Here is a 26,556-nt window from a genome sequence, read left to right on the forward strand (position 1 = left end):
TGATGACGTCAGTTTAAAATTAAAATATCATTTTTCTTTTACGAACCAATAGCCAAATTACGACCGGAGCTCCAAAAATACTAGTAATGGCATTTATTGGTAAGACACTAACTGAGCCTGGCAATTGCGCAATAGTGTCACAGAGCAGCATTAAAATGGCACCACAGCAAAGTACTGCGGGAATTTGAATTTTATGATCTGTGGTATGAAATAGTTGCTTGGTAATGTGTGGTACAGCTAAGCCAACAAAGGCTATAGGACCGGCAAATGCGGTAATGGATCCAGCAAGTAGCCCAGTGGCGACTATAATAAAGTACCGCGATTTTTGTAGACCAATACCTAAACTTTTGGCGTAATTTTCACCAAGTAAAAAAGCGTTTAATGGTTTAATGGATATGATGCTGAGAAAAATACCAATTATTGTGCATAGCGCGACTATTAGTAATTGCATCCAAGATAAATTACCTAGACTACCAAAAGACCAAAATATATACTGCTGTAATTTTTCAGCTTTAGAGAAATAAGAAAGTACGCTGACAATGGCAGCAGTAATACTCCCGAACATGAGCCCAATAATCAAAAGAGCCATGGTGTCTTTTACTCTTGCTGCAACAACGAGAACTAACGATAAAACCAAAAAAGAACCAAGGCTAGATGCTATAGCTAGTGTAATATCATTAAATGTGGAAAAAGTGAACACTCCGGAAAATAGCGATGTTCCCATGATTAAGAGCGCAGCACCTAAACTTGCACCAGAACTAATACCAAGTACGTAAGGACCTGCCAAGGGGTTTCTGAATAATGTCTGCATAAGTAATCCACTCAAGGACAATCCGCCACCCACCAATATAGCTGTTATCGCTTTTGGTAGTCTATATTCCCAAACAATGTAATAAGTAGAATTTTCAGTAGCTGTTCCAAACAAAGCTTTTAAGGTTTCAAGGACTGAAATGCTTACAGAGCCCAAACAAATATTAATAATAAAGCAAAGAAGCAGTATTACCAGCAAGGCTATAAAATGAAAGCTATATGTAGGTTGCTTTGACAATTATAGTAATGGTTTAAAAAAGTAAGGTACATAGTCTGGTAATAAGCCAGGGTGTAAAATATGGATTAAATCTTTCAGTACAAGATCTGGTCTTTGTGGACCTAGTTCATAATACAAGGTTCCACCAGTTTCACCTTTTGTATTTGCTGTGGTAAATATTTTTCTGTTCTTAAAAGCATCAAACTGTCTATAGTGCTGGCTAGATGCTTCCATTTCTTGGTAAGTTGCCAATTGAGCAGGACCGATCCAGTACTCGGCGTGTTGACCTACATCAAGAACACTTTCCCAACTTAAGGAAAGACTCCCGTTTTCTTCTGTAAGATTCCAGAGATAGTTGGCATTGGCATCTTTTAGAAAATTCGCTGCCCAGCTTTTTCCACCAGGTAAGTACCAAACGTCATTGAACATGGCGCCACTAAGAACGGTTGGTTTATTTTTAGCTTCAGAAGCTAGTTTTTTGGCTTCTAGATATGATGTTTCAATTTTACTGAAAATAGCCTCGGCTTCTTTTGTTTTATTAAAAAAGGGAGCAAAGAATTTTATCCATTCCGCTTTTCCTAAAGGAGTTTCTTCTACCCAATCGCCATTATAAACTACGGGGATATTAGCGCGTTGTATGGTTTCATACGTGCTGTTACCATCATTAATGGAAAAGCCGAAAATAAGATCTGGTTTCAGAGCAAGAACAGCTTCGGTATTTATACTTTCATTGACACCTAATTCTTTAATTTGCCCGGCATCAATTAATTTTCTTGCTGGTATTGAGGAAATATATTTGGTGTCTGGAAAACCAATAAGTTGATTTAAAACACCCAATTCTTCTAAAGCGGGAATATGAGTGGTTGAGGTAACTACAAAATCTTCAACAGGTGTTGAAATAATGGCATCATATTCGTTACTGTTCAATGTTACACTTGCTTGAATTTCTTTAGGAACCAAGGCATAGGTATATGTAGTTTCAGCATTTGCCCAAGGTTTTAAGACTTTAACAATCGTAATTTCGTTGCTCTGAGTTTTTATTTCAAAACCATTGGCATATTGTACAGATGTACTACTAGTGGCTGTTTGGTTGGGGAATACATCTTTTTTATCCTGCTTGCATTCGCATAACAAAAAAAGGAAACTTATAAAAAGTAAGCGTTTGAACATGTTCTTAAATGGTCTATTTTTCAAAAGTAGTATTATAAAAGTTTACTTAGAAAGATAAAACTAAATGTTTACTTTCGCCATGAATTTTGGTTTTCATTATTTTTTGTAATGAAATTAAAAGGGAATCTAGTGAAAATCTAGAGCTGTTCCCGCAACTGTAAGCTTAGTCTTTGTTATAAAGATGGCTACTATTTCTTCAATACCACTGTTATTAGTTTAATGGGAAGGTGAATAGTAGTACGTAAGTCAGGAGACCTGCCATGTTTTTAATATAGATTCGATGGACTTTCGGGTAAAAAGTCGTTGTAGTGATGAAAAAGTTAATTTCAATAGTACTGGTATTTTGTGCTACAATAGGGTATGCACAACGAGATTCCATTTTAAAGTTGGATGAAGTTGTTGTATCTGATAGTAAAATTAAGCAGTATAATGAGGGGTATAAGGTAACGGTATTACAAGATAGTGTTATACAACGTACCAACGGACTTCTTACTACGTTACTGGCTTTTAATTCTAACATTTATTTTAAGGAAAATGGATTTGGAATGGTTTCTTCTCCTGCCTTTCGCGGAACCAATGCCTCGCATACCGCAGTTGTATGGAATGGTATTAATATAAACTCACAGTTAAACGGACAAGTAGATTTTAATACAATAAACCCTTTTAACTATAACTCAGTAAGTATTCGTAGTGGTGGTGGAAGTGTGCAGTATGGTTCAGGGGCTATAGGAGGTAGTATTCATTTAAATAATGATTTACTATTTAAAGAACACTTTGATAATCAGGTTTCTATTGGTTATGGAAGTTATGACACAAAAAAAATAAATTTTAATCAAACGTATGGGCGCCGATTAATTTCCTACAGTTTAGGGGTTAATTATAATGCATCAGATAATAACTATAAGTATTTAAATACCAACGAAGAGAATAAGAATGGCGAGTTTAATAATCTAAATTTAAATTGGAATATAGGTTATGTTCTTTCCGAAAATCAAATGTTGAAATTATACCATCAGACTTTTATCGGTGATAGAAATTTGTCGGGAAACTTGGTGGTTTTAGGTAGAAGTAAGTATATAGATAACCATTACAGAACACAAGTAGAGTGGGGGCGTTTTGGAACCAAAGCGATATCTAAAGTAAAATTAGCCTACTTGCAAGAGGAATATAAATATTTTGAGAATAAAGATGCAGCTATTTTTTCTTTTGGGAAGGTGTCTAATTTTTTAGCGAGATATTCTCTGGATTATAAGCTTTCCAAATTTTTTAGACTTAACTCTTTTCTGGAGTATAATAACTACAAAGGCGCGGGAGATAGTTTTGGAAATCCAAAAAGGGATGATTTTTCTGCAACAGCCCTATTAAAACATATTATTTCATCTAAAATAGCCTACAATGTGAGTGTTAGGCAAGACTTTTCTTCAGATTTCTCGAGTCCGTTGGTTTTTTCGTTCGATGGTAGTTATAGTCTTACGGACAGTTATGATATTAAGATAAATGCATCTAAAAATTTTAGGACGCCCACCTTTAATGATTTGTACTGGCAACCTGGTGGAAATTTAGAGCTTGTTCCTGAAAAATCATACCAGTTAGATTTTGGGAATGTTTTAAAAATTGGCGCTGTTTCTATGCAATATAACGGGTATTATATTTCAACAAAAGATATGATTAAATGGTTACCTAATAATGAAGGGTTTTGGTCTCCTATAAATATAGACGATGTGGAAATTTACGGAGCGGAGGCCAAAATAGAAGCAAATTATTCTTTAGGTAAAAACCAAGAACTAGGCATTAAGACAAATTATGCCTATACCGTCTCAGAAGATAAGAGTACTAATGAACAGTTAATTTATGTGCCATTCCATACGGCAAACGGTTCATTAGAATATAGAATAGCGGACTTAAATTTGTTTTACCAGCATTTGTTTAATGGTTCTGTATCTATTGTTGGAGGTGAATTGAAAGAATATCAAGTAGCTAATTTTGGTGCGACTTATACAGCAGATATATTGAAAAAAGATTTAAAATATACCATAGGAGTTACTATTAACAATGTGTTTAATACATATTACGAAAACGTAGCATTACGTCCTATGCCCAACAGAAATATACAAACACAATTAATACTAAATTTTTAAAAATGAAATTGAAACACTTTATGTTAACAGCGGCTTTCGCCTCATTTATACTTACATCTTGTAGTGATGATGATGATATGCCAACACCAGGAACAATAGCGATAGCTACAACAGAAGATAGCTATGATGAGGGAGATGGAACAGTAGGAATAACCATAAGTACTACAAGCGTAAATGCTATGGATGTAACCATTAGTTATGAAGTAACAGGAACAGCCACAGAAGGGGAGGACTATCAATCATTATCAGGCTCTGTAGTTTTACCGGCAGGGGAAACATCAGTACAAGAGAGTTTAATTTTAATTGACGATACAGAGGTAGAATCTTCTGAAGAGGTAATTTTTACTATCACATCTACTAGTAATGAAGAGGATATTATAGGAGCTAATAGTTCTTTAATAGTAACAATTACGGATAATGATTCTTACCCATTTGAAAATGGGATATTGGTTTCTCATGAAGGTAATTTTATGCAAGGAAATGCTTCTATTTCTTTTGTTTCAGATGATTTAACGACAGTGGAAAATAATATTTTTAAAACTGTAAATGATGCAGATGTATTAGGGGACAATGCACAGAGTATGTCTTTTTATGAAAATAGGGCTTACATAATAATGAATGGTTCCCAGAAGATAGAAGTTGTAAATCGTTATACTTTTGAATCTGTTGCAACAATTGGAGGACCAAGCGAGACAGATTTTTTAAACCCTCGTTATATGGCCATAGCTAACGGCAAAGGATATGTTACAAATTGGGGAGACGGTTCTAATCCTGATGATGATTATGTTGCCGTGATCGACCTAGAAACAAATACGGTTGAATCTACTATTTCAGTAGCGGAAGGGCCAGAGAAAATTATAGCGAAGGATAATACCATTTATGTCGCGCTCCAAGGTGGGTTCAATCAAAATAACGGGGTTACTGTAATTGATGCTACTACGAATACGGTTACTACGACCATAACAGTTGGAGATCGCCCTAATTCAATGCAATTAGATGCTAGTGGAAATCTTTGGGTATTATCAAGTGGAAATCCATCTTGGACCGGAAATGAGACTGCCGGACAAATAGATAATATTAATACTACGGATAATACAGTTACAACAACCATAAATTATGCGGTTACAGAACATCCAGGTAATTTAGAAATTGATGGAGCTACTCTTTATTATTACTTTGGTGGTTCTGTTTATGCTATGGATACTACAGCAAATGTATTGCCTACAACAGCAGAAATTGAAGGTCTTAGTTTTTATGATATGGCTGTAATTGATGGTAAGCTTTATGGGGTAGATGCCAAAGATTTTGTCAGTAATGGTTCTTTGGAAGTTTATGATTTATCCGATAATACCTTATTGGCTTCTAAAACAGTTTCTATTATTCCAGGAGGTATATATTTAAATGAAACGGCAGCAAGATAAAATCTGATTAAAACATACAATTTTCAATAGTCTAAATAACAGATTATTGTAAAATATAATAATTAAAAAAGCTGGACAATGTTAAATTGTCCAGCTTTTTGTTTGAATCGTTTTATGGCTTTAAGAAAACTTATTTTGATAAGTACAATATTGTAGCCTTCTTTCTAAATAATGAATTTAGTTTCAATTTAAAACTCTAAGTCATACACGGTATCATCTACCATTTTATCGCTCATAAGGCTATTTTCTTTAGAGCTACTCAAAATATTGATAGGGTAATGAACTGTAAAATCACGTTTACCTGTAGCACCTGTAATTACTTCAATTGCTTTTGCTAATAAAGGCTCGTTTTCTTCTCCTAAAATACCAAGGTTGCTATAATCTTCTTTTAGCTCATAATCTGGCTGTAGACCGCTTGTAAAGTCAAAGAAACCATCGGCATTTTCATTTCTACCTATTAGGGGTTGAATTGCCCATTGATTATCAGGATTAATATTGTTAACTCTTGATGGTGTATACAAATAAGAATTATCACGATCATCAACTAGGGTAGTGGAGAATTCATTTTTACCTCTTGTAACATCTCCTATTTGAATCACATCCATGTAAGGTTCTAAACTATTGATCAACAATTCACTTGCAGAAGCTGAACTAGCGGAAGTAATTACGTATAGTTTTGTTAAGCCTAATGAGTTTATAGTTTCTCCGTTTACCTTATCTGCAAAATAGACCTCTAACTGGCTATCGTTAAACTGCTCTTGAAGTTTATCATTATATCTTTTTCTCAAAAACAAGTCAGACGTGTTGGTACCGTAAATCATGCTGGCCAATAGACGTGTAGTATTTACTGATCCACCTGGGTTATAGCGTAGGTCCATTACCAAATTAGTAATGCCTGCAGATTTTAAATCTTTAACAGCAGCATAAAGGTCGTCATCATACTCATTAGTAAATTGATTGTATAGGATATACCCAATGTTCTCACCACCAATTGTAAATGACTTAGAAAGTAAAACAGGATTTTCAGCTAAACCTTCTTCTTTGGTAAGCGTAATTTCTACATCATTAGGTGTAAAGCTACCATTATTAAAATCTGCCATATTTAAGGTGTAGGTATCATTTTCTCCAAAAAGTAAATTAATATAATTGGATGTAGTCAGTGTTTGTCCGTCAACGCCGGTAAAAAGGTCTCCACGTTGAATATCAACCGTTGCAGCATTTGAGTTTGGTATAATATAACGAACAAAACCAAAAATATCTTCACTATCTTGAAACTGAACAAGCCCAAATTCTAATCCATTACTTTTTGAAATACCAGCTAATGAATTGGTTAGTTCACGGTAATCTTCGTTGTAGAAACTGAATCTATCTTGAGTATACTGTAGTTTGTTTTCAAAGAAAGCAGCAGGGTCATCTTCAGAATCCAAAAAAGCGGTATATTCAGCTTTACCTTCATCAGTATTTTCAAAACGGTCATCTGCCAAATCATCGACACTTGCTTGCCAGAAATACCAAAAGTTCATGGCTTTCCACATAAAGTCTTGGACTTCAACATCTGCGGAACCATCTGGGTCTACCGTATTAGGCAAAGTTAAATCATCATCTTTAGAGCACGAGAATGCTATTGCAGCAACAAATAATATAAATATCTTCTTCATAGTTAGGGAAACTGAAATGTTTTCAATTTATTCTTTATCAGCTACAGGAATTTTGGTAACGGGAACACAATTGTTTAACAGTAACGTAGTGTTTCTTGGGTTAAAGAGTTTAGAGCTTGAAACTACATTTGCTGGTATTACCACATCAAAGTTACTTTTTCCGCTAACTGCATTTATCTCTTGAATTGCCCTAGCAAGTAATGGTTCGTTAGCGTTACCCAGCACGCCTAAATTGGTTATATCTTCTGAAAGTTCAATATCTGGTATAAGACCATCTACATAATCAGAGAAACCAGCACTATTTTCAACTTGACTAATAATAGGTTGTAATCCCCATTGAACATTAGAGTTAATATTATCCACTCGCTCAGGGTCGTAAACATTTCCACCTTCTGGATCATCAACAAATAATACTGAACCTTGATTTTTACCAACAGTAGTGCCGCCAATGTGAATTACATTCATGTAAGGCTCTAAACCAACCATAACCAATTCGCTTGCAGAAGCAGAGCTTTCTGTAGCTATAATATAAACTGTACTAAGGTTTAAGGTGTTTAGGGGAGCATCAGAGTTTCCATCGAAAGTCCCTGTGGTACTAACAAAATAATTCTCTGTGGAACTAGCTTCGAACTGTGCCTGTAACTTTGCATTGTAAACTGTTTTGTATAGTAGGTCTGAAGTGTTTGTCCCTTTTATTAAACTTGCCAAAACAGCAGCTGTTGAACCTCTGCCACCAGGGTTATATCTTAAATCTAATACCATTTCATTTACACCTTGCGATAAAAAGTCGGCGAAAATAGCGTTCATGGCGTCTTCAGAGCCAGATACAAATTGATTATACATTAAATAACCAATTTTTTTATCACCAGAAGTTATTACATTACTTACATGAATAGGGTTTTCAACCAAGCCTTCAGTTTTTGTCAAAGTAACTTTTTTATCACTTGGGCTAATACCTCCATTAACAATATCAGCCATATTCAATGCATAGGTGTCATTTTCACCAAAAAGTAATTCAATATAATTATCAACTGTTATTGTTTGTCCGTCAACACCAATGAACAAATCGCCTCTTTTTATATCTTGATTAGATGCATCAGAATCTTTAACAATATATTCCACAAAGCCAAATAAATCATCGGTACCACTTATACGTCCCAAACCAAATTGTAATCCGTTACTTTTAGATACACCTGCAGAGTTATTTACTAATTCGGTATAATCATCGCTATAAAAGGTAAATCGGTCTTCAGAAAATAATAGTTTATTCTCTAAAAAAGCCTCGGGATCTTCATTTTCTGCTAGATATTCTTCATAAGCTGTTTGTGTATCAAAACGGTCATCTGCCAAATCTGGCACATCACCTTGCCAGAAATAATATAGATTTAAAGTCTGCCAAAAAAAGTTTTGGACCTCAATGTCAACTTCTGCGACTTCCTCTTCGGGGGTTTCAACTTCTTCTTCAATAATAGTATCATCATCGTTATTACAAGAGGTAACAACAAATCCTAAACAAAGAAGGGACAAGAAAAATTTTTTCATAGCTTTTTTTAATTTTAATAATGAATATACAAATATTAGAACATTCATCTTTGTACCGAAAACAAACGTTTAAGTAAGTACGTATATAATTAGTATAAGGATGTTAAATTTACTTACAAGTCAATTAAATAAAAATTAATTGTAACAAAAATCGTTCACTATCGTCTTCTTTTTGTAAACCGTTAAGAAAGTTTACGAACAGCCAAACCAAAATGAAACAAGCGGAGTTTTTAAATACTGTACTACCATTTAAGGATAAATTATTCCGTATGGCCAAAAGATTATTGGTTTCAACGGAAGAAGCCGAAGATGCAACACAAGAGATTTTAATTAAGTTGTGGTCCAAGAAAAATAAAATGGAGAGCTATAACAATGTAGAAGCATTTGCCATGACGATGACCAAGAATTTTTGTCTGGATAGGTTGAAGTCCAAGCAAGCCGGGAATTTAAAATTGGTACATACGAATTATACGGATACAAACACATCTTTACAAGGTCAGTTAGAAGCTAAAGATAGCATCAACTGGGTAGAGAAAATAATGGCAGAATTACCAGAGCAACAAAAAATGGTATTACAATTGCGAGATGTAGAACAGTATGAATATGATGAAATAGAAAAATTGTTGGGTATGAAACCAACGGCCATACGGGTAGCTTTATCAAGAGCTAGAAAAACCGTTAGGGAAAAATTAATGGAAAAGCATAATTATGGAATTGCATAACATAGATAAATTAATAGAAAAATATTTTGAAGCAACTACAACGGTTGCAGAAGAAGAAACGCTTAGAACGTATTTTTCAGGGGATGACATTGCTCCTCATTTAGAACAGCATGCGCCCTTGTTTAATTACTTTACACAAGCAAAAGAAGAACGCTTTACAAAGCAGGTACCAATAAAACCTAGAAAAAATTATTTGAAATGGGTGTCCGTTGCTGCAATAGCAGTCTTTATGGTGGGTTTATATTTTTATCAACCTACACCGGCTCCGGTTACTTTAGCAGATGAGTATACACCAGAGGAGATAGCATCTGCAAAAGAGGCATTAGCCTTATTAGCAATGAATTTCAATAAAGGTACAGAGCAATTAAACCATTTAGAGGAATTTGAAAAAACAACGAATAAATTTTTAACGAAAAATAATTAAAATGAAAAAGATATTAGTATTGGCACTTTTGGTGTTAGCCCCTGTAATCACTAATGCTCAAGATATATTTGAGAAATATGAGGATAATGATAAGGTGACGTTTGTTGCCATGCAGCCAAAAATGTTTCAAATGTTGGGTAAAATGAGCGTAAGTTCAGATGATCCAGAAGCAAAAGAATTTTTTGAGCTCGTGAACTCTATTACCAGTTTTAAAGTGATAACTACTGAAGATGCCGCAATATCTAAAGATGTAGATGGTTGGGTAACGAACAGACTAAAAAGCTCGTCGTTCGAAGAACTAATGAGGGTTCGTGACGGCAGTTCTAATGTAAAGTTTTACGTCAAAGAAGGTAAGGATAGTGACCATGTAAAAGAACTTTTAATGTTCGTAACCGGATTAAAGGATATGGACATAGATGTTAATGGAAAAAAATTAGAAACCGTCTTGTTGTCCCTGACCGGAGATATCAATTTAAGGTCTGTATCTAAGTTAACCGATAAAATGGATTTACCAGGTGGTGATCAATTAGGTAAAGCGGCACAAAAGGAAAACTAAATATATAAGTGTCGATTTTAATTTCGACACTTAAAAAAATAATTATTAATTCATCAATCGCCAAAACCTTAATTAGGTAGCGGCACTAAAATCAACAATCATGAGAAAAGTAGCAGTAGTAATTTTAATGGCAATTTTACCCGCATTGGGTTTTTCACAATCTGTATTCGATAAATATGAAGATATGGATAACGTGGGGTCTGTAATCGTAAACAAAAGTATGATCGACCTTGTTTCTAAATTTGGCGGAATGAGTGACGATGCTGAGGCGCAAGAATTCATAGAAGTAGCCAGCGGATTACGAAACGTAAAGGTCTTTATGACCGAAGATTCATCAGTTTCTGCAGATATGTCTTCAACAGTTAAGAAATACCTTAAGTCTTCTAAATTAGAGGAATTAATGCGTGTAAAAGATGAAGATGTCAATGTAAAATTTTATGTAAAAGATGGTAAAAAGAAGGATCATGTATCAGAATTACTAATGTTTGTTAGTGGTTTGGAAAATGTAGAAGTAGGGCATAACGGAAGAAAGCTGGAAACAGTTTTAGTAAGTCTTACCGGTGATATCGATTTAAATAAAATTGGAACATTGACTAGTAAAATGGATTTGCCTAAAGATTTGAACAAGGCATCAGGAAAGTAATAATGATATATAAAGGTCTCCTTTAATTAGGAGACCTTTTTCTAATTTTAAAAACATAGTATGAAAAATGTATATTGGGTAATAATGATGGTAATTGGTTTTACCATTACATCATGCTCATCAGAACAGAGTCTACAGCAATATTATATTGCAAATGCAGAGAACCCTAATTTTATGTCTTTTGATTTGCCCTCCAGTCTTTTAGATTTAGAAACCGCGAATTTGACAGAGTCTGAGAAAGAAGCTGCGTCGTCATTAAAAAAGCTAAATATTCTAGCATTTCAGAAAAAACCTGAGAACGAGGCAGATTATTTAGTTCAAAAAAATGCGATTAAATCAATACTAAAAGGCGATGATTTTAGTGAGTTAATGAAAATGAATACCCCTTTTGGAAAAGCGACTATACAATTAAAAGGTGATGATGATAGCATTGATGAACTTGTTATTTATGGGGACAATGATGAAAAAGGCTTGGTTTTAGTTAGGGTGTTAGGAGATAATATGAATCCGGTTCATTTAATGAAATTAATTAAAACCATAGAAAAATCTGATTATAAAGGAAAAGGATTGGAACAACTTGGAGATTTAATAAAAGGTTGAGTTAAAGGTCTATCTAATTTAAATACAGCCCGTTACGTAATTGTAACGGGCTTTTTGTTTATTGAAATTGTAGTATACCTCTTTTTTTATGTGACCAATCAAGAAAATAGGTGTCATAATAAGTGAGAATATATACAAACAACCTAAACAAAATTTAAAAATGGAAAACGCAGAAGTATGGATTGACAAAGGGATTGACTTTGTTGTAGAATTTGGACCTAAAGTTATAGGTGCAATCTTAATTTACATTATTGGTTCATGGATCATCAAGAAATTGATAGGAGTTGTTAATAAAAGCATGACCAAGCAAAATTATGACGAGTCGCTAAAAAAGTTTTTGCTGAACTTAGCAAAATGGGCACTTACAATCTTCCTGATTATAACGGTTATATCAACATTAGGTGTTGAAACTACAAGTTTTGCAGCAGTTATTGCAGCAGCAGGTTTGGCAATTGGTCTTGCATTGCAAGGGTCTTTATCTAATTTCGCAGGTGGTGTTTTACTTATCATATTCAAACCTTATAAAATAGGAGATTTAATTGAAGCTCAAGGGGTTCTTGGTAGTGTAAAAGAGATTGAGATTTTTACAACTAAATTGGTGACACCAGAAAATAAGTTAGCGATTGTTCCTAATGGTGCAATGGCGAACGGCAACATAGTAAACTATACTGCAGAAGGTAAAATTAGAGTTGATACTATTGTAGGTGTAGATTATGGTTCTGATCTTCAAAAAACAAAAGATGTGTTATTGGCAATGTTAAAAGCAAATCCTAAAGTGTTGCAGGATCCTGCTCCATCGGTTAACGTATCTGAATTGGCAGATAGTTCTGTAAACTTAGCTGTACGTCCTTTCTGTAAGCCAGAGGATTACTGGGATGTGTACTTTGCTACCATTGAAGGAACTAAGAAAGCATTGGATAGTGCAGGTATTGAAATTCCTTACCCACACGAAGTTAATATTAGTAAATAAATTAGTCTAGTTAGTTAGTAAAAAGCCCGTTGAACTTGCTCAACGGGCTTTTTTGATTTTATTCGTTAATAGATTTTTAGTCTCTTGCAATCTGCAGGTTATTTTTTCCGAAGTCCAATGTTCTAATTGGGAAAGGAATATTGATATCGCGTTCATCAAAGTGTTTCTTAATGATTTTTATTGCTTTATGTCTTGCGGCATGTTCTTGTTTTACATTAATACAGTCAACCCAAAAACGTACCATAAAGTTTATTGAACTATCTCCGAACTCTGTAAAAAAGAATTCAACATCTTCATCATCGTTTTGTTTAAAATTATCTGTAATAATTTTTACGGTTAAATCTTCTACCATTTGTAAATCGCTTTCATAGCCAACACCGCAATTCACAAAAATTCTATTTCTTTTATTCATTGAGTAATTGGTGAAAGACCCGTCTATAAATTTAGAATTTGGTATAACCACTACGTTGTTGTCAGGCTGTTTAAGAATAATATTTCTTAGACTTATTTCGGTAACAAAGCCTAATACGCCATCAGCATTAATAAAATCATTGATTTTAAGCTGTGGCATAAATGATAGTATAAGTCCGCCAAATGTATTACTAAGCGTACCTTGTAGTGCTAAACCAACGGCAAGACCTACAACACCTGCACCTGCAAGTATACTTGTTAGTACTTTATCTAAATCTAAGACACCAAGGGCAATAAAGAACCCGATTAAAATAATGGTTACAAATATTACTTTTGCTATTATTTCCTGAATAGAGACTTGTGATATTTTTCTTAAAATAGTTCTTTTAAGAAGTTTGCGTATTCCCCTAGCCAGAAAATAAAATAGAACCATTACCAAAATCGCCATTGCGAGATTTGGTAATTTTAAGACGATAGCTTCTAACCAACCATCTAATTTATCCCATAGACTACTTACTGATTCTTCAACTGAGAAATTTGTTTGCATGTAATTTTAGATTTGTGTTCACTTGTAATATATATGATGCAAGGCACAATCTAAAATGCATATCGCCCTAAACGGGCGATATGAAGTATTTGAATTAAAGAAAATTTTTAATGCATTAAAACTGGCTTAAATACCAGTATAATTACTAGGAGATATTTGTTTTAACTCGTTCTTTATTTCGTCAGAAACTTCTAGTGTATCTATGAAATTTGCGATTGAGTTTTTATTGATTTTTTCATTTGTACGTGTCAGACCTTTTAGGGCTTCATAAGGGTTAGGGTAACTTTCACGTCTCAATATGGTTTGAATAGCTTCTGCTACTACAGCCCAGTTGTTCTCTAAATCCTGCTCAAATTTCTCTTTATTTAAAAGTAATTTGTTCAATCCTTTTAAAGTAGATTGAAAAGCGATAATGGTATGAGCAAAAGGAACACCAACATTTCTAAGCACAGTACTATCGGTTAAATCTCTTTGCAATCTAGAAACTGGTAGTTTAGCTGCTAAGTGCTCAAAAATAGCATTTGCTATGCCCAGGTTACCTTCAGAGTTTTCAAAATCTATTGGGTTAACCTTGTGTGGCATTGCAGAAGAACCAACTTCTCCGGCTTTAATTTTTTGCTTGAAATAATCCATAGAAACATATGTCCAGAAATCGCGATCTAAATCTAAAATGATTGTATTAATACGTTTTAGACCGTCAAATAAAGCAGCTAAGTGGTCATAGTGTTCTATTTGCGTAGTTGGGAACGAATGTTGAAGTCCTAATTTTTCTTGAACGAAATTTTGTCCAAAAGATTTCCAGTCTATAGATGGGTAAGCTACTAAATGAGCATTGAAATTACCAGTAGCTCCACCAAATTTAGCAGCACTAGGTATATTGTTCAATAAATTGAATTGCTCCTTTAAACGCGCTACAAATACCATAACCTCTTTACCTAAACGAGTAGGTGAAGCCGGTTGCCCGTGTGTTCTTGCCAACATGGGTATATCTGACCATTCTAAAGTCAATACATCTAGTTTCTCTACCAATTCAAAATACTGAGGTACATAGACGTCATTCATTGCTTCTTTTATAGAAAGCGGAATAGCAGTATTGTTAATATCTTGAGAAGTTAACCCAAAATGAATAAACTCTTTAAATTCAGATATGCCTAATGCATCAAACGCCTTTTTTATAAAGTATTCAACAGCCTTAACATCATGGTTGGTAGTTTTTTCTATTTCCTTGATTTCTTGAGCATCTGCGGTAGAAAAATCAGTATATATTTTTCTAAGCGTATCAAACTTTGAAGTATCGAAATTAGAAAGTTGTGGTAAAGGAATCTCACAAAGTGCAATAAAGTATTCTATTTCTACTCTAACTCTATATTTTATTAAAGCTTCTTCAGAAAAATAAGCGGATAATGATTTGGTTTTAGAGCTATAACGACCGTCAATTGGTGATATGGCATTTAGTGCGTTAAGAGACATAGACAATGGTTAAATTATTAAGGGGCAAATATACCTAATCACATTAAAGTTTAAAACCTTATTACCTTTAAGTTATGTTCAAAAAAAGGCATTTAATGAACAATGAGAGCTGGTAATTGATTTCTTTGTTCATTTCTCCAATACCTTCAATGTCATTCTTGCACGTGCCTTGTATGCGGCACTGCCACTTTCATAGCTTTGTTTAAGTATTTGACCAAGTTCTGGGTGAATCCACTTGATCTTTTTTCCTATTAAAAGTAATGTTGTCATAGAATATGCTTTTGGTGCAACTTTGTGTTCTCCTATAAGCCAATCAAATGCAGATTCTGTAATAATGTTCAATTGACTAACAGATAAAGTCTGTGGAGATGTTCTATTCTTTTTGGGAAACTCATTTAAAGCCAATAATTGACAAATTTTTGAAGCGGGACGGATTGAAGATTCTAAAGAAATATGGTTTAAAGAATTAAGGAAAGAATCAATATGGTGATAAATGAGCTGCAAATCTTTTCTAGCTATGTATTCTAATACCCAAGCTGCTTTGCACGAAATGGGTTCGGTATCATCTTTTATTATTTCAATAAGAATAGGAATTAGCTTTGGGTTTCCTTCAATTTTAGATGCCATTTTACTACGGTTTTCTCTAGAAGCACTAACATAATTCAATGCTTCTTTAAGCTCTTCCTTTGTCATAAAATTGTATCTTTATTTTTCATTTCCCCCCAAATATGAAATTACTAAAAAAAATTAGCCTAGGTGTAGTTGTTGTATTTATAGCCATGCAATTTTTCAGTCCTACCAAAAATATTGCTGCAGGCAACCATACGGAAGCTTTTATAGCGCAAACAAATCCTTCGCCAGAACTTAAGAACCTGTTTGAGACCTCATGTTATGATTGTCATAGCAACAATACAGATTACCCATGGTACAATAATATAGCTCCTATATCATATTTGCTTGCCGATCATGTTAAAGAGGGTAAAGAGCATTTAAATTTTTCTGAGTGGGAAAATTATTCTTTAGATAAAAAGGATCATCTGTTAGAAGAAATAGAAGAGGAAGTCGTTGATGGTAATATGCCATTATCACAATATACCCTGTTTCATAAAGATACAGAGCTTACCGCAAATGAGGTAGTTGAGTTAGTGGAGTGGGTAAGGCAGACTAGAATTATTTATCAACTAGGGAAGCAACCAAATTAGGAGTGCCTTCTACTGCAGTTTTCTCAATAATGGTCAAGTTGTTTTTATGAGTATTTGATATGGCAGGTTTTGGGTCTATGAAATAGATGGGCGTTGTGCCATCTACAAAATCAATTAAACTCGCTGCTGGGTATACTTGCATTGAAGTGCCTATTATAATCAAATAATCTGCTTTTTCGGTTATTGAGATTGCATCTTCTAAAAGAGGCACAGCTTCACCAAACCATACAATGTGTGGTCTCAATTGATATCCGTTTTTACAGGTGTCACCCAATAAAATATCATTCTTCTGCTCAAAGATTTCTTTGGTAGAATTTATACTTCTAGCTTTTAATAATTCACCATGTAAATGAAGTACTTGAGAACTACCTGCACGTTCATGTAAATCGTCTACATTTTGGGTGATGATATGAACGTTGAAATTTGCTTCTAAATCAACTAAAGCCTTATGTGCCGCATTGGGTTCAACGGTAAGTAATTGCCTTCTTCTTTGATTGTAAAATTCTAATACTAATTCCGGATTTTTTTGAAATCCTTCTGGCGTAGCAACTTCCATAACATCATGCCCTTCCCATAGTCCGTTGGCATCTCTAAATGTTTTTAATCCGCTTTCGGCAGAAATTCCCGCTCCTGTTAATACGACGATGTTTTTCATGTTAAAATTCTAAATCTGTATAAAAATATACTTTTCTTATCTTGGGCGTATGATTGATGTGAAGCTTTTAGAATATTTAGAAGAATTTATTTCTGAAAACAGAAAACAACGGTTTGTTGATATATTGGCGGAAAGAACAAATTACCTGACCGTTGCGGTTGAAGATGTATTTCAAATGCACAATACCAGTGCGGTGGTAAGAAGTTGTGAATCCTTTGGTGTGCAGACCGCTCATTTGATAGAAGATAGAAATGGTCAACATTTAGATGAGGAAATTGCCATGGGAGCTCAGAAATGGGTAGATATTAAACGCTATAGAAGTTCAAAACAAGTAATTGATACGTTACGGGAGCAGGAATATAAAATCGTAGCTACTAGCCCGCATGCGGATAGTTCTTTATTACGAGATTTTAAGTTAGATGGTAAAACAGCTTTGTTCTTTGGTACAGAGAAAAGTGGGTTAAGTGATTATGTACTAGAAAATGCAGATGCCTATTTAAAAATACCAATGGTAGGTTTTACCGAGAGTCTTAATATATCTGTTTCCGCGGCTATTATTCTGCAACATTTAACTTCGCAATTAAAAGCTTCGGATGTAGCGTGGATGTTAACAGAAGAAGAAATGTTGGAAAGAAGGTTAGATTGGACTAAAAAATCGATCAAGAGTATTGATGATATTTTGGAAAGATATAAGTCTGATAATTAATTTTTATTTAACTTGTTAATCAACAACTAATTAACTGAACATGTATACCGTATTAATAATTCTTGGAGTGATAGTGGCATTGGTCATTATACTAGCGTTAATAGCACCTAAAAGTTATCAAGTATCTAGAAGTATAGAATTAGAGCATCCGCCAGAACAGATATGGCCTCATTTAAAGTTTTTAAAGAAACAGCAACAATGGTCACCATGGGCAAGAAAAGATCCTGATATGGAGCTTATTTTTACCGGAATTGATGGTGAAGTAGGGGCTACCAGCCACTGGAATGGTAATAAGGAAGTAGGTGAAGGAGAACAAGAAATTACAAGAATTGTAGAAGGTGAACGAATTGAACAAGATTTACGATTTTTAAAGCCTTATAAGTCTCAGTCCGATTGCTATATGAATCTGGAATCATTAGAAGGGAATAGGAGTAAGGTAACTTGGGGATTTGCAGGAAACAACAAGTTTCCAATGAGTATTATGATGTTGTTCATGTCAATGGATAAAATGGTGGGCAAGGATTTTGAAGCGGGATTGGAGAATCTAAAAACTAATTTAAATAAATAGTTATGATAGCATGGTTTGAAATTCCTGTAGCAAATATGGAGCGGGCACAAAAATTTTATGAATCTATTTTAGATGTCTCAATTACGGTAAATAATTTCGGAGAATTTATAATGGGTTTGTTTCCTGACAAACAAAGCATAGGGCAGGCAAGTGGGGCTCTAGTACAGCACGAGCATTACGTACCTAGTTCAACAGCCGGTGTACTTGTTTATTTTGCATGTGAAGATGCAGCCACGATTTTGGACAAGGTTGAAAAAGCAGGCGGACAAGTATTACAGCCTAAAACAGAAATAGGTGAAGGACATGGATTTATGGGGCTTTTAAAAGATACGGAAGGCAATAGAATAGCTGTGCATTCAAATACCTGATTTTTTCAAGTCTTTAGTCCTGCAACTCTAATAAGGCGACATCAAAATCATTTTCTAAAATAACTTTAGAATTTTTGACCGTAACTCCTGTGTTTGAGTAGCGGTCATACAATTTAGTGCCATCGCCAAAAATGCCTTTTACAGAAAGTGTCTTTTTTCCTTTTGGAAGATCCAAACCTATTACGACCTTGTCTACATATTCATCTTTAGCAAAATACCTGCTAAAAACGTAAGGAGCTTTTGAGACTCTTTTATGAATACCTGCGCCAATGGCTGGGTGGTCATTTCTAAAAGTTCCTAGTTTTTGCCAATGTGCCAGTGTTGCTTTTGTTTTTGGCAAACTATCTAATTCTTCCCAATTCATAAAAGATCGTAATGTGGCGTCTCCTTCAGTACCTTCAATGACTAAACTACGAGCAGTTTCATCACCATAATAAATTTGAGAGGCTCCAGGGGTCAGCAGTAAAACGTTAGCCGCTCTTTTGGGGTTTGCTCTCTCTTGGTCAAAAGGTTGACCATCATCATGAGAGGTAAGGTAGTTTAATACGCTCTTATCTTTAAACGTAGTATGTAATAGTTTACTGTATTTGGTGAAAATAGTTTCATAATCCTTTTCGGCATCTGTCTTTAATTCAAAATTTATAAGACTTTTAAATCCGTTATCAAAGTAGTTGACTTTCTTGTCTCCAAGGTCAAATTCTTGTCCACCAGAAATGCCATAATTATAAACTTCGCCAACCATATAAAAAGGGTTATTGTCCAAAACTTTGTCTTTATTTTTCTTTTTCCAAAGTTCAAATGCCAAAGCAGCTTCTTTGTATAATTCTGCCCAGGAATTTTCATTGGCGTGCTTTACCGTATCTACTCTAAAACCATCCACACCATATTTGTTTACGTAGTCTGTAAGCCATTTAATAATATAAAAACGAGGTGCTCTAGGGTAACCAGTCCGATCAAAAAATAATTCAAGTTCATCTAGCTCTTCGCTTAATCTACCTTCAGATTTCCATTTGGCAAGTAAGGCATCAGGTAAATTTACGGCAGCATCAGATTCGGTTCGTATATCTGGTAAGTTTGCTACCAATGTGCAGGCTGTAGTATTTTCATAAGTAGTGAATTCACAAGTAGGAGAGGTGCGTACCCATTCATCTGGCCATACGGGATCTTCTTTTGTTATGGGTCCGGTATGATTTAAGACAACGTCCAATAAAATCCTAATTCCGTTTTTATGGGCTGTTTTTATTAGTGTGTCAAGGTCTTTGTTAGTACCAAAATTTGGGTCAAGTGCTGTCCAGTCCTTAGCCCAATAACCATGATAGCCGTAGGTGTTACCCGTACCTTCATCTGTAGCGCCATGAATTTGCTCTACCACGGGCGTAAACCAAATAGCATTTACACCAAGGTCCGTAAAATAACCTTCATTAATTTTGTTCGTAATTCCTTGAATATCTCCGCCTAAAAATCCTCTTAGTTTTCCGGTTTCTTCATCACGCTCAAAATTTAGGTCATTAGTTGTATTTCCGTTGTTAAAACGGTCGGTAAGAAGAAAATATACAGTAGCGGCCTCCCATTGAAAATTGGGGTTCTTTTTAGAAACTTCAATTGAGTCTTTAGCTACGGCAATAGTTTCTGATTTTTCCTTGCCCTTAGGTTGGCAAGAAATCAACGCTATAAAAAATAGCCCTAGTAAAAATACGTTTTTCATTTCCCAGTTATTTGCAATAAAGCTATAACAAGGATTTCACTTTAAAAAATATTATTTTTTTCTATTGAGAACTTTGTACTCCTCATAACAACTACTTATGGCGTCAAGTATCTGAAGATCATTGGCTGTAGTTATAAATGATTTAGAATAATTGCAGTTATTTAAAATGTCTTGAATATCTACTTTTTCTAATTGAAGGAACTCTGTAAGCGTTTCCCTGTCAAATTTTGAAGCAAGAAGATTGCGAATATCATCATCTTCTCTCATTTGTCTAAGCTTGCGCATTTGTGCAGGTTTTTTGCCAAAGAGGTTTCGCAGTAAGTCTGCGGGGTTTAAAATGGCTCCCAAAACCTTTGTTACGGCACTTGGGTTTTTATTGCCGCCTTCATAGCTTACGCCTAAGCCAGAGATACTATATTGGTAAGCATTGTTAATAGGCAGGTTCTTAACGTCGATTTCAAGATACCCTGTAAGCTGATAAGGTCTAACAATAACTTCTTCAAGAGCATAAGCAAGTTCAGTCAATGCTATTTCGGTTTTTTCAAACTTGAACATGTCATTGGTTACCCTAATTTTTTGCGATTTAAATCCTAGAAAAGAAAAATATAAGGTGTCGTTTACTGCTGCGGTAATTGAAAACTCTCCTTTTTCATTGGTAATAGTTCCAAAAACTTGATTAAGATTTACTACGTGAACACTTTCTAGCGGTTCATTAGATTGTGCGTTTATAACAACGGCGTTCAAGCGTTGACCTTCCTCTGTTTCTTGAGAGAAACCTATAAAAGATAACAATATAAATGTGAGCGATAAAAAGTATTTCATTGTACTAACAGCGTAATTAGGTTACAAACAAAACAAAAAAAATACGCCGAAGCGTATTTTTAATATACAATTAACTAAAAGAAATCTCCCTTTCTTTTGTTGCTACGTCTTTTTCCGGAGTTAGGACTGCTAGATTCACTACGGTCGCGTCTTCTACCTTTAGACTCGCCACCGCCATCTCTTCTGCCTCTTCCGCCACGGTCATCATCTCTTCTGCCACCGCTTCTTTTACCTCTAAAGCCGCCGCCACCGCCGCCGCTTCTTCTTCGGTTACCGCCGCCGCCAGGGTTTTTAGAAACTTCAACGTTTACAAATCTACCGTCAACTTTAAAGTCGGTAAATTTATCTAGAATTTTTTGGGTTACTTCAGCCTCTGTATTAAAGAAAGAAAAACTCTCTTTTACATCAACTTTAAAAACATCTTCTTGACCCAAGCCAACAGTATCTCTAATGAAGTCTTTTAAGGACATCCAATCATAACCATCTCTTTCACCAACATTAACGAAGTAACGTACGGCGCCACTTGTTGGTATTTCAGCTCTATCTCTTCCTTCGCCACGATCTCTACCGTTATCAGAAGAATTTAAATCTTTAGATTTGTTGTAGTAGTTGAAGAATCTTGTAAACTCAACAGAAACTATTTTTTTGATCAATTCTTCACGATCAATACCTTCTAAAACATCATTGATAGCAGGTAGATAAGCATCAACATCTTCGTTAATCTTAGTATCCTTTATTTTATTGGCTAGGTGATATAATTGAATCTCACAGATTTCCATTCCCGTAGGAATCTTTTTCACTAGAAATTTCTGATTGATTTTATTCTCAATAGCTCTAATCTTACGTTGTTCGCTACGAGTAACGATAACCATAGAAATACCAGATTTACCGGCTCTACCGGTTCTACCACTACGGTGCGTGTAAGTTTCGATCTCATCTGGTAATTGGTAATTGATAACGTGTGTAATATCATCAACATCAATACCACGTGCAGCAACATCAGTAGCTACAAGCATTTGAATTTGCTTTTTACGGAAAGAGTTCATTACCAAATCTCTTTGGTTTTGACTTAAATCTCCGTGTAATGCACCTGCATTATAACCGTCTTCAATTAATTTTTCAGCAACTTTTTGAGTATCGCGTTTTGTTCTACAGAAAATTACCGAGAAGATATCAGGATTGGTATCTGCCAATCTTTTTAGAGCAGGGTAACGATCTCTACCACCAACAACATAGTATTCATGTTGTACGGTAGAAGCACCAGAATTTTTTGCTCCCACTGTAATTTCTTGTGGCGAGTGCATGAATTTCTTGGCAATAGTTGCAACTTCTCTAGGCATAGTTGCAGAGAACAACCATGTAGATTTATCATTAGGCGTACCAGAAAGAATTTCTTTAATATCTTCCATAAAGCCCATGTTCAGCATTTCATCTGCCTCATCAAGAACACAATAGTCAATTTTAGAAATATCAACAAGACGTCTGCTGATCATATCTTTCATTCTACCTGGGGTAGCTACAATAATTTGAGCACCTCTTTTAATTTGTCTTGCTTGTTCTGTAATACTTGCACCACCATAAATGGCAACTACATTGATATTACGTTCGTATTTTGAATACGCTTGCATTTCTTTCGTGATCTGTAAGCATAGCTCACGAGTAGGAGATAGTATTAAACCTTGTGTGGTTCTACTGTTACTATCAATTTTTTGAATTAATGGAAAACCAAATGCTGCGGTTTTTCCCGTACCTGTTTGCGCTAGGGCAACTAGATCGGTTTCACTTTCCAATAAAATTGGGATTGCTTTTTCTTGTACTTCTGATGGGGTTTCAAAACCCATATCAGTAATAGCATCTAATAAGGACTTCTGTAGTCCCAGTGCTTCAAACTTTGTCATAAATATGTTATACTAAATCGCAAATATGAATGTTGCATAGAGCGATTATCGTATATAACCTATTTAGACTCAGGGCAACACATGCTATACCAGCGGCGTTAATTAAGCGGCAAAGGTACTGCTAATAATTGAATCAGTATAATTTAATTGAAAAAGTAATCTTACGGTGCCAACGTATAACCATATATAGAAAGAAAAGTGCCTGTAATACCAAAGATGATCATTAACACTATAAGCCCTTTTTGTAGCACTGGACTGTCGTAAATAATAATACATACGGCTCCAAGAACAATACAGATTTGAAAAAATAGTAAAGCGTAGTCAAACCTTTTGGTGGCATAATCATAGGTTTGTGTCAATTTCTCCCATTGTTTAACTCCTGTGATCACACCCATTTTTCCTTCTATATCTTGTACCCAGTTTTCTTCACCTACTTCAGAAGAGCCTAGTAGAATTTCTGTTTTCTCAGATTCATATTTAGAAATCTTTTTTTCAACATTGGCCATTTTAAGTTCAATGGCCGCAATTTTGTCACCGGTGACTATACCGCTTTCAATTAAAGCCTTTAGATAATCAAGTTCACTTTCTTTAAGGCTTTCTTTAATACTTTTAGATTGGTACCAACTAGAGTAGCTCACCACATTGTTGTGTGCAATCATCATTTCTTCTTCTAGCTCGCCGTTTACCATTTGCGATATTGCCATAAGAGCGGCAAATAATGCGATCAGTACACCACCAATAGCTTCTGCGCGTTCAGATGCAACTGATACTTCTACGGTTTCATTATTTTTTTTACCCTGTAACATGAATATTGTTTAAATATGCAATCAATTTTTTAAAAGCCTGTGCTCTGTGGCTTATCTCGTTTTTAATGGATAAAGGTAATTCTGCAAATGTTTTCGAATATCCATTTGGTTGAAAAATAGGGTCGTAACCAAAACCGTTTTCACCTCTTTTCGTTTCTGTTATAATGCCCTCAATTTTTCCCTCAAATATATGTGTTTTACCTTTTAGGTTTAATGCAATTACGGTTTTGAAGTGGGCTGATCTATCTTTTTTACCATTAAGATTGGTCAGCAGCTTGTCCATGTTTGCATTAGAATCATTGTTGGGACCTGCATAACGTGCAGAGTACACACCAGGTTCTCCGTTTAGGGAGTTTACTAAAAGTCCCGTATCATCTGCAAAACAAGATAGGTCATAGTTGTTGGTTACAAAATCTGCTTTTAGTTTGGCGTTACCCTCAAGGGTTGTTGCTGTTTCAGGTATATCTTTAGTACAACCTATGGTTTCCAGATTTATGAGTTCTATTTGGGATGGGACCAAAGGTTGAACCTCTTTTAGTTTGTTAGGATTGTGGGTAGCAAAAACTAGCTTCATGGAAACAATTTGGAATCTGGTTTGTCAATTTACAGCATCAAAAGTAGTAATTTTATAAAATGGAGTTAAAAGTACCACCTGCTTTAGTGTTTTTATGTTTTGGATTGATGATGTATCTATTGGCAAAATTTTTACCAATTGGTTATTTTGATTTCTTTGGAAAGCTATTATTAACAAAGATTTTAATAGGTCTGGGGGTGGTGATTGCACTCTTTGCTTTATTTCAATTTAAAAAAGCAAGTACAACCATAGATCCTACAAAACCAGATAAAGCTTCTAACTTGGTGGTTAACGGCATCTTTAAATATTCTAGAAACCCAATGTACTTAGCGCTTCTTCTTTTGTTGTTGGCTTTAGGTGTATTCTTGGGTAATGCTTTCAATACGTTGATCGCTGCTGGGTTTGTAAGCTATATGAATCGTTTTCAGATTATACCTGAAGAACGAATTCTCTTAGATAAATTTGGGCGTTCCTTCAAAGATTATTGTATATTAACCAGACGCTGGTTTTAATTCAGATTTTGTTTTTTTCACATTACCGACTGCGCTTATAATTATAAATATTATCTAATTTGCTTATAATTTAATATATTAGCGTTTTAACTAATAATCATGATAGCTATAATCACCGGAGATATTATTAATTCTGAAAACCACCCTAGTGCTCAATGGATGCATTTATTGAAGAATTATTTCAATCAATTTGGAGCATCACCAATGAATTGGGAGATTTATAGAGGTGATGAATTTCAGCTAAAGGTTACAGAAAAAAATGCTTTGTTCACGGCTATTCGTATAAAGGCAATGCTAAAAACAATTAAAGGCTTAGATGTTAGAATGGGTATTGGTATAGGCTTAGAGACCTATATTGGCACCGGTGTAACGGAATCTAACGGACCTGCATACCAAAGATCTGGGCGTAATTTTGAAACTCTTAAAGAAAGTAAAGTAAATCTTAGTATTGCAACCGGAGAAAAGGCACATGACCGTACATTAAATTTAATGTTGCGTTTAGCTTTAGATTTTATGGATGATTGGAGCGTTGTTTCTGCAGAAATTGTAATACTGTCTCTAGACTATCCTCATTACTCACAAAAAGAAATTGCACAACAGTTAGGTATAAAACAGTCTGCTGTAAGTCAGCGTTTAAAAAGAGCAAGATTAGATTTGGTTTTAGATGTATTGTCATATTATAAAGAATTAATTACCGATAAATAAATATGTTGATTTTCATAAAACTAATATTGGCCCATTTAATAGGAGACTTTGTTTTACAACCTACAAGATGGGTACTTCACAAGCAAGCAAATAAGCTAAAATCTAAATTTCTATACATACATGTATTATTGCATTTTGCATTATATATGCTTCTCTTATGGGATTTGTCACTTTATAAAATAGCATTAACGGTAACCGTGGCACATTTTGGTATTGATGCGCTAAAACTGTATGCAAATGACTGGTTCAAGAGTAAAAGCGTTCCGTTTTTTATAGATCAAATATTGCACGTACTCGTAATATATTGCTGTGCTTTTTACACTGATTTATATGCTCATACCTTATCACTTTTTGAAAATTTAGATTGGTATTTAATAACGGCAATTGTGTTTGTAACCTATCCGGCGGCAATTATAATGGGTATGATTTTAGAGGGAATGTCCAATCAAATTGAAACCGATCATAAATCGCTTCCAAATGCTGGTAAGTATATTGGTATAATAGAAAGATTATTTGTTTTGATTTTTATCGTGCTCGGTAGATGGGAAGTTATTGGTTTATTGATTGCGGCAAAATCTGTTTTTAGATTCAATGACCTTAAAGAACGCAATAATAGAAAGCTGACGGAGTATATTTTAATAGGAACTTTAGTAAGCTTTGGTTTGGCAATCTTGGCAGGTCTTTTGTATACATCTCAAATAAAGGTATAATGGTTTCAAGGTATTTTTTCATCTGT

General features: G+C 34.7%; 28 protein-coding genes and 1 riboswitch. Of the genes, 15 read left to right on the forward strand and 13 right to left on the reverse strand.

Going from position 1 to position 26,556, the window contains the following annotated elements; translation table 11 throughout:
* Positions 1-19 precede the first annotated feature (19 nt).
* Complete coding sequence (locus tag PXD56_RS06955; RefSeq protein WP_276492617.1) at positions 20-1,048, reverse strand: FecCD family ABC transporter permease; 1,029 nt, start codon at positions 1,046-1,048, stop codon at positions 20-22.
* On the reverse strand, positions 1,049-2,197 hold the full coding sequence (locus tag PXD56_RS06960; protein WP_276492618.1) for an ABC transporter substrate-binding protein: 1,149 nt from the start codon (positions 2,195-2,197) through the stop codon (positions 1,049-1,051).
* A 70-nt stretch (positions 2,198-2,267) separates the two neighbouring features.
* A riboswitch (cobalamin riboswitch) is annotated at positions 2,268-2,474 on the forward strand.
* A 34-nt stretch (positions 2,475-2,508) separates the two neighbouring features.
* Here PXD56_RS06960 and PXD56_RS06965 point away from each other — a divergent pair.
* The gene (locus PXD56_RS06965) at positions 2,509-4,335 is read left to right on the forward strand and encodes a TonB-dependent receptor plug domain-containing protein (protein WP_276492619.1); all 1,827 of its coding nucleotides are present in this window, start codon (positions 2,509-2,511) and stop codon (positions 4,333-4,335) included.
* Between the two features lie 2 nt (positions 4,336-4,337).
* Positions 4,338-5,756 carry a DUF5074 domain-containing protein gene (locus PXD56_RS06970; protein WP_276492620.1) on the forward strand — a complete coding sequence of 473 codons (1,419 nt, stop codon included), beginning with the start codon at positions 4,338-4,340 and terminating at the stop codon, positions 5,754-5,756.
* Between the two features lie 188 nt (positions 5,757-5,944).
* Here the strand turns inward: PXD56_RS06970 and PXD56_RS06975 are convergent, their stop codons facing one another.
* Both PXD56_RS06975 and PXD56_RS06980 read right to left on the reverse strand, forming a co-directional pair.
* Positions 5,945-7,414 carry a S41 family peptidase gene (locus PXD56_RS06975; protein ID WP_276492621.1) on the reverse strand — a complete coding sequence of 490 codons (1,470 nt, stop codon included), beginning with the start codon at positions 7,412-7,414 and terminating at the stop codon, positions 5,945-5,947.
* A gap of 27 nt (positions 7,415-7,441) precedes the next feature.
* Positions 7,442-8,956 (reverse strand): S41 family peptidase, encoded by a 1,515-nt coding sequence (locus tag PXD56_RS06980; RefSeq protein ID WP_276492622.1) that lies wholly within the window; start codon positions 8,954-8,956, stop codon positions 7,442-7,444.
* 212 nt (positions 8,957-9,168) lie between these two features.
* Between PXD56_RS06980 and PXD56_RS06985 the strand changes: the two genes are divergently transcribed.
* The 6 genes from PXD56_RS06985 to PXD56_RS07010 all read left to right on the forward strand — a co-directional run bounded on the left by PXD56_RS06985 (position 9,169) and on the right by PXD56_RS07010 (position 12,871).
* On the forward strand, positions 9,169-9,678 hold the full coding sequence (locus PXD56_RS06985) for an RNA polymerase sigma factor (protein WP_276492623.1): 510 nt from the start codon (positions 9,169-9,171) through the stop codon (positions 9,676-9,678).
* Positions 9,665-10,102 (forward strand): hypothetical protein, encoded by a 438-nt coding sequence (locus tag PXD56_RS06990; RefSeq protein ID WP_276492624.1) that lies wholly within the window; start codon positions 9,665-9,667, stop codon positions 10,100-10,102. The genes PXD56_RS06985 and PXD56_RS06990 overlap by 14 nt, the downstream gene beginning before the upstream one ends.
* A gap of 1 nt (position 10,103) precedes the next feature.
* The gene (locus tag PXD56_RS06995; protein ID WP_276492625.1) at positions 10,104-10,658 is read left to right on the forward strand and encodes a DUF4252 domain-containing protein; all 555 of its coding nucleotides are present in this window, start codon (positions 10,104-10,106) and stop codon (positions 10,656-10,658) included.
* A 100-nt stretch (positions 10,659-10,758) separates the two neighbouring features.
* Complete coding sequence (locus PXD56_RS07000; RefSeq protein ID WP_276492626.1) at positions 10,759-11,301, forward strand: DUF4252 domain-containing protein; 543 nt, start codon at positions 10,759-10,761, stop codon at positions 11,299-11,301.
* A gap of 60 nt (positions 11,302-11,361) precedes the next feature.
* Positions 11,362-11,901 carry a DUF4252 domain-containing protein gene (locus PXD56_RS07005; RefSeq protein ID WP_276492627.1) on the forward strand — a complete coding sequence of 180 codons (540 nt, stop codon included), beginning with the start codon at positions 11,362-11,364 and terminating at the stop codon, positions 11,899-11,901.
* Between the two features lie 160 nt (positions 11,902-12,061).
* Entirely contained in the window at positions 12,062-12,871 is an 810-nt protein-coding gene (locus PXD56_RS07010; protein ID WP_276492628.1) for a mechanosensitive ion channel family protein, read from the forward strand.
* Between the two features lie 76 nt (positions 12,872-12,947).
* On the opposite strand, the gene PXD56_RS07015 is transcribed toward PXD56_RS07010, so the two are convergent.
* From PXD56_RS07015 to PXD56_RS07025, 3 genes are all read right to left on the reverse strand, one after another.
* On the reverse strand, positions 12,948-13,829 hold the full coding sequence (locus tag PXD56_RS07015) for a mechanosensitive ion channel family protein (RefSeq protein ID WP_276492629.1): 882 nt from the start codon (positions 13,827-13,829) through the stop codon (positions 12,948-12,950).
* A gap of 126 nt (positions 13,830-13,955) precedes the next feature.
* Positions 13,956-15,299, reverse strand: a complete 1,344-nt coding sequence (gene purB, locus PXD56_RS07020; RefSeq protein WP_276492630.1) for an adenylosuccinate lyase — start codon at positions 15,297-15,299, stop codon at positions 13,956-13,958.
* A gap of 129 nt (positions 15,300-15,428) precedes the next feature.
* A complete protein-coding gene (locus PXD56_RS07025; RefSeq protein ID WP_276492631.1) occupies positions 15,429-15,992 on the reverse strand; it encodes an adenylosuccinate lyase in 564 nt (187 codons plus the stop codon).
* 35 nt (positions 15,993-16,027) lie between these two features.
* On the opposite strand from PXD56_RS07025, the gene PXD56_RS07030 reads away from it, so the two are divergent.
* On the forward strand, positions 16,028-16,501 hold the full coding sequence (locus tag PXD56_RS07030; protein ID WP_276492632.1) for a heme-binding domain-containing protein: 474 nt from the start codon (positions 16,028-16,030) through the stop codon (positions 16,499-16,501).
* Here the strand turns inward: PXD56_RS07030 and PXD56_RS07035 are convergent.
* Positions 16,470-17,156, reverse strand: coding sequence for an SIR2 family NAD-dependent protein deacylase (locus PXD56_RS07035; protein WP_276492633.1), 687 nt, complete (start codon positions 17,154-17,156; stop codon positions 16,470-16,472). The genes PXD56_RS07030 and PXD56_RS07035 overlap by 32 nt on opposite strands.
* A gap of 49 nt (positions 17,157-17,205) precedes the next feature.
* Between PXD56_RS07035 and PXD56_RS07040 the strand changes: the two genes are divergently transcribed.
* Genes PXD56_RS07040 through PXD56_RS07050 form a run of 3 tightly spaced genes read left to right on the forward strand, consistent with a single transcriptional unit; the run spans position 17,206 to position 18,798 of the window.
* Positions 17,206-17,862, forward strand: a complete 657-nt coding sequence (locus PXD56_RS07040; RefSeq protein WP_276492634.1) for a TrmH family RNA methyltransferase — start codon at positions 17,206-17,208, stop codon at positions 17,860-17,862.
* Positions 17,863-17,902: 40 nt separating this feature from the next.
* Positions 17,903-18,430: an SRPBCC family protein gene (locus tag PXD56_RS07045; protein WP_276492635.1), complete on the forward strand. Its 528-nt coding sequence runs from the start codon at positions 17,903-17,905 to the stop codon at positions 18,428-18,430.
* A gap of 2 nt (positions 18,431-18,432) precedes the next feature.
* Positions 18,433-18,798 carry a VOC family protein gene (locus tag PXD56_RS07050; RefSeq protein WP_276492636.1) on the forward strand — a complete coding sequence of 122 codons (366 nt, stop codon included), beginning with the start codon at positions 18,433-18,435 and terminating at the stop codon, positions 18,796-18,798.
* A 13-nt stretch (positions 18,799-18,811) separates the two neighbouring features.
* On the opposite strand, the gene PXD56_RS07055 is transcribed toward PXD56_RS07050, so the two are convergent.
* From PXD56_RS07055 to PXD56_RS07075, 5 genes are all read right to left on the reverse strand, one after another.
* Positions 18,812-20,503, reverse strand: coding sequence for an alpha-amylase family glycosyl hydrolase (locus PXD56_RS07055; RefSeq protein WP_276492637.1), 1,692 nt, complete (start codon positions 20,501-20,503; stop codon positions 18,812-18,814).
* A gap of 51 nt (positions 20,504-20,554) precedes the next feature.
* Positions 20,555-21,325: a carboxypeptidase-like regulatory domain-containing protein gene (locus PXD56_RS07060; RefSeq protein WP_276492638.1), complete on the reverse strand. Its 771-nt coding sequence runs from the start codon at positions 21,323-21,325 to the stop codon at positions 20,555-20,557.
* A 74-nt stretch (positions 21,326-21,399) separates the two neighbouring features.
* Positions 21,400-23,223 carry a DEAD/DEAH box helicase gene (locus PXD56_RS07065; RefSeq protein WP_276492639.1) on the reverse strand — a complete coding sequence of 608 codons (1,824 nt, stop codon included), beginning with the start codon at positions 23,221-23,223 and terminating at the stop codon, positions 21,400-21,402.
* 161 nt (positions 23,224-23,384) lie between these two features.
* Positions 23,385-24,029: a DUF4337 domain-containing protein gene (locus PXD56_RS07070; protein ID WP_276492640.1), complete on the reverse strand. Its 645-nt coding sequence runs from the start codon at positions 24,027-24,029 to the stop codon at positions 23,385-23,387.
* Entirely contained in the window at positions 24,016-24,603 is a 588-nt protein-coding gene (locus tag PXD56_RS07075) for a non-canonical purine NTP diphosphatase (RefSeq protein WP_276492641.1), read from the reverse strand. Before PXD56_RS07075 ends, PXD56_RS07070 begins: the two co-directional genes overlap by 14 nt.
* Positions 24,604-24,662: 59 nt before the next feature.
* Here PXD56_RS07075 and PXD56_RS07080 point away from each other — a divergent pair, with 59 nt between their 5' ends.
* The 3 genes from PXD56_RS07080 to PXD56_RS07090 all read left to right on the forward strand — a co-directional run bounded on the left by PXD56_RS07080 (position 24,663) and on the right by PXD56_RS07090 (position 26,530).
* On the forward strand, positions 24,663-25,115 hold the full coding sequence (locus PXD56_RS07080) for a methyltransferase family protein (RefSeq protein WP_276492642.1): 453 nt from the start codon (positions 24,663-24,665) through the stop codon (positions 25,113-25,115).
* A gap of 99 nt (positions 25,116-25,214) precedes the next feature.
* Positions 25,215-25,820, forward strand: coding sequence for a SatD family protein (locus PXD56_RS07085; RefSeq protein ID WP_276492643.1), 606 nt, complete (start codon positions 25,215-25,217; stop codon positions 25,818-25,820).
* Between the two features lie 2 nt (positions 25,821-25,822).
* Complete coding sequence (locus PXD56_RS07090; protein ID WP_276492644.1) at positions 25,823-26,530, forward strand: DUF3307 domain-containing protein; 708 nt, start codon at positions 25,823-25,825, stop codon at positions 26,528-26,530.
* Positions 26,531-26,556 lie beyond the last annotated feature (26 nt).

Origin of the sequence: Maribacter zhoushanensis (genome assembly GCF_029350975.1) — a bacterium.
GTDB lineage: Bacteria > Bacteroidota > Bacteroidia > Flavobacteriales > Flavobacteriaceae > Maribacter > Maribacter zhoushanensis.

Coding starts and splice junctions, on each gene's coding strand:
- PXD56_RS06975 (WP_276492621.1), bottom strand. CDS start 7,414: ATGAAGAAGATATTTATATTATTTGTTGCTGCAATAGCATTCTCGTGC.
- PXD56_RS07065 (WP_276492639.1), bottom strand. CDS start 23,223: ATGACAAAGTTTGAAGCACTGGGACTACAGAAGTCCTTATTAGATGCT.
- PXD56_RS07080 (WP_276492642.1), top strand. CDS start 24,663: ATGGAGTTAAAAGTACCACCTGCTTTAGTGTTTTTATGTTTTGGATTG.
- PXD56_RS07060 (WP_276492638.1), bottom strand. CDS start 21,325: ATGAAATACTTTTTATCGCTCACATTTATATTGTTATCTTTTATAGGT.
- PXD56_RS07050 (WP_276492636.1), top strand. CDS start 18,433: ATGATAGCATGGTTTGAAATTCCTGTAGCAAATATGGAGCGGGCACAA.
- PXD56_RS07075 (WP_276492641.1), bottom strand. CDS start 24,603: ATGAAGCTAGTTTTTGCTACCCACAATCCTAACAAACTAAAAGAGGTT.
- PXD56_RS07045 (WP_276492635.1), top strand. CDS start 17,903: ATGTATACCGTATTAATAATTCTTGGAGTGATAGTGGCATTGGTCATT.
- PXD56_RS07055 (WP_276492637.1), bottom strand. CDS start 20,503: ATGAAAAACGTATTTTTACTAGGGCTATTTTTTATAGCGTTGATTTCT.
- PXD56_RS06965 (WP_276492619.1), top strand. CDS start 2,509: ATGAAAAAGTTAATTTCAATAGTACTGGTATTTTGTGCTACAATAGGG.
- PXD56_RS06960 (WP_276492618.1), bottom strand. CDS start 2,197: ATGTTCAAACGCTTACTTTTTATAAGTTTCCTTTTTTTGTTATGCGAA.
- PXD56_RS06970 (WP_276492620.1), top strand. CDS start 4,338: ATGAAATTGAAACACTTTATGTTAACAGCGGCTTTCGCCTCATTTATA.
- PXD56_RS07030 (WP_276492632.1), top strand. CDS start 16,028: ATGAAATTACTAAAAAAAATTAGCCTAGGTGTAGTTGTTGTATTTATA.
- PXD56_RS06995 (WP_276492625.1), top strand. CDS start 10,104: ATGAAAAAGATATTAGTATTGGCACTTTTGGTGTTAGCCCCTGTAATC.
- PXD56_RS07015 (WP_276492629.1), bottom strand. CDS start 13,829: ATGCAAACAAATTTCTCAGTTGAAGAATCAGTAAGTAGTCTATGGGAT.
- PXD56_RS07035 (WP_276492633.1), bottom strand. CDS start 17,156: ATGAAAAACATCGTCGTATTAACAGGAGCGGGAATTTCTGCCGAAAGC.
- PXD56_RS07090 (WP_276492644.1), top strand. CDS start 25,823: ATGTTGATTTTCATAAAACTAATATTGGCCCATTTAATAGGAGACTTT.
- PXD56_RS06990 (WP_276492624.1), top strand. CDS start 9,665: ATGGAATTGCATAACATAGATAAATTAATAGAAAAATATTTTGAAGCA.
- PXD56_RS07025 (WP_276492631.1), bottom strand. CDS start 15,992: ATGACAAAGGAAGAGCTTAAAGAAGCATTGAATTATGTTAGTGCTTCT.
- PXD56_RS07005 (WP_276492627.1), top strand. CDS start 11,362: ATGAAAAATGTATATTGGGTAATAATGATGGTAATTGGTTTTACCATT.
- PXD56_RS07010 (WP_276492628.1), top strand. CDS start 12,062: ATGGAAAACGCAGAAGTATGGATTGACAAAGGGATTGACTTTGTTGTA.
- PXD56_RS07070 (WP_276492640.1), bottom strand. CDS start 24,029: ATGTTACAGGGTAAAAAAAATAATGAAACCGTAGAAGTATCAGTTGCA.
- PXD56_RS07085 (WP_276492643.1), top strand. CDS start 25,215: ATGATAGCTATAATCACCGGAGATATTATTAATTCTGAAAACCACCCT.
- purB (WP_276492630.1), bottom strand. CDS start 15,299: ATGTCTCTTAACGCACTAAATGCCATATCACCAATTGACGGTCGTTAT.
- PXD56_RS06980 (WP_276492622.1), bottom strand. CDS start 8,956: ATGAAAAAATTTTTCTTGTCCCTTCTTTGTTTAGGATTTGTTGTTACC.
- PXD56_RS06985 (WP_276492623.1), top strand. CDS start 9,169: ATGAAACAAGCGGAGTTTTTAAATACTGTACTACCATTTAAGGATAAA.
- PXD56_RS07000 (WP_276492626.1), top strand. CDS start 10,759: ATGAGAAAAGTAGCAGTAGTAATTTTAATGGCAATTTTACCCGCATTG.
- PXD56_RS07040 (WP_276492634.1), top strand. CDS start 17,206: ATGATTGATGTGAAGCTTTTAGAATATTTAGAAGAATTTATTTCTGAA.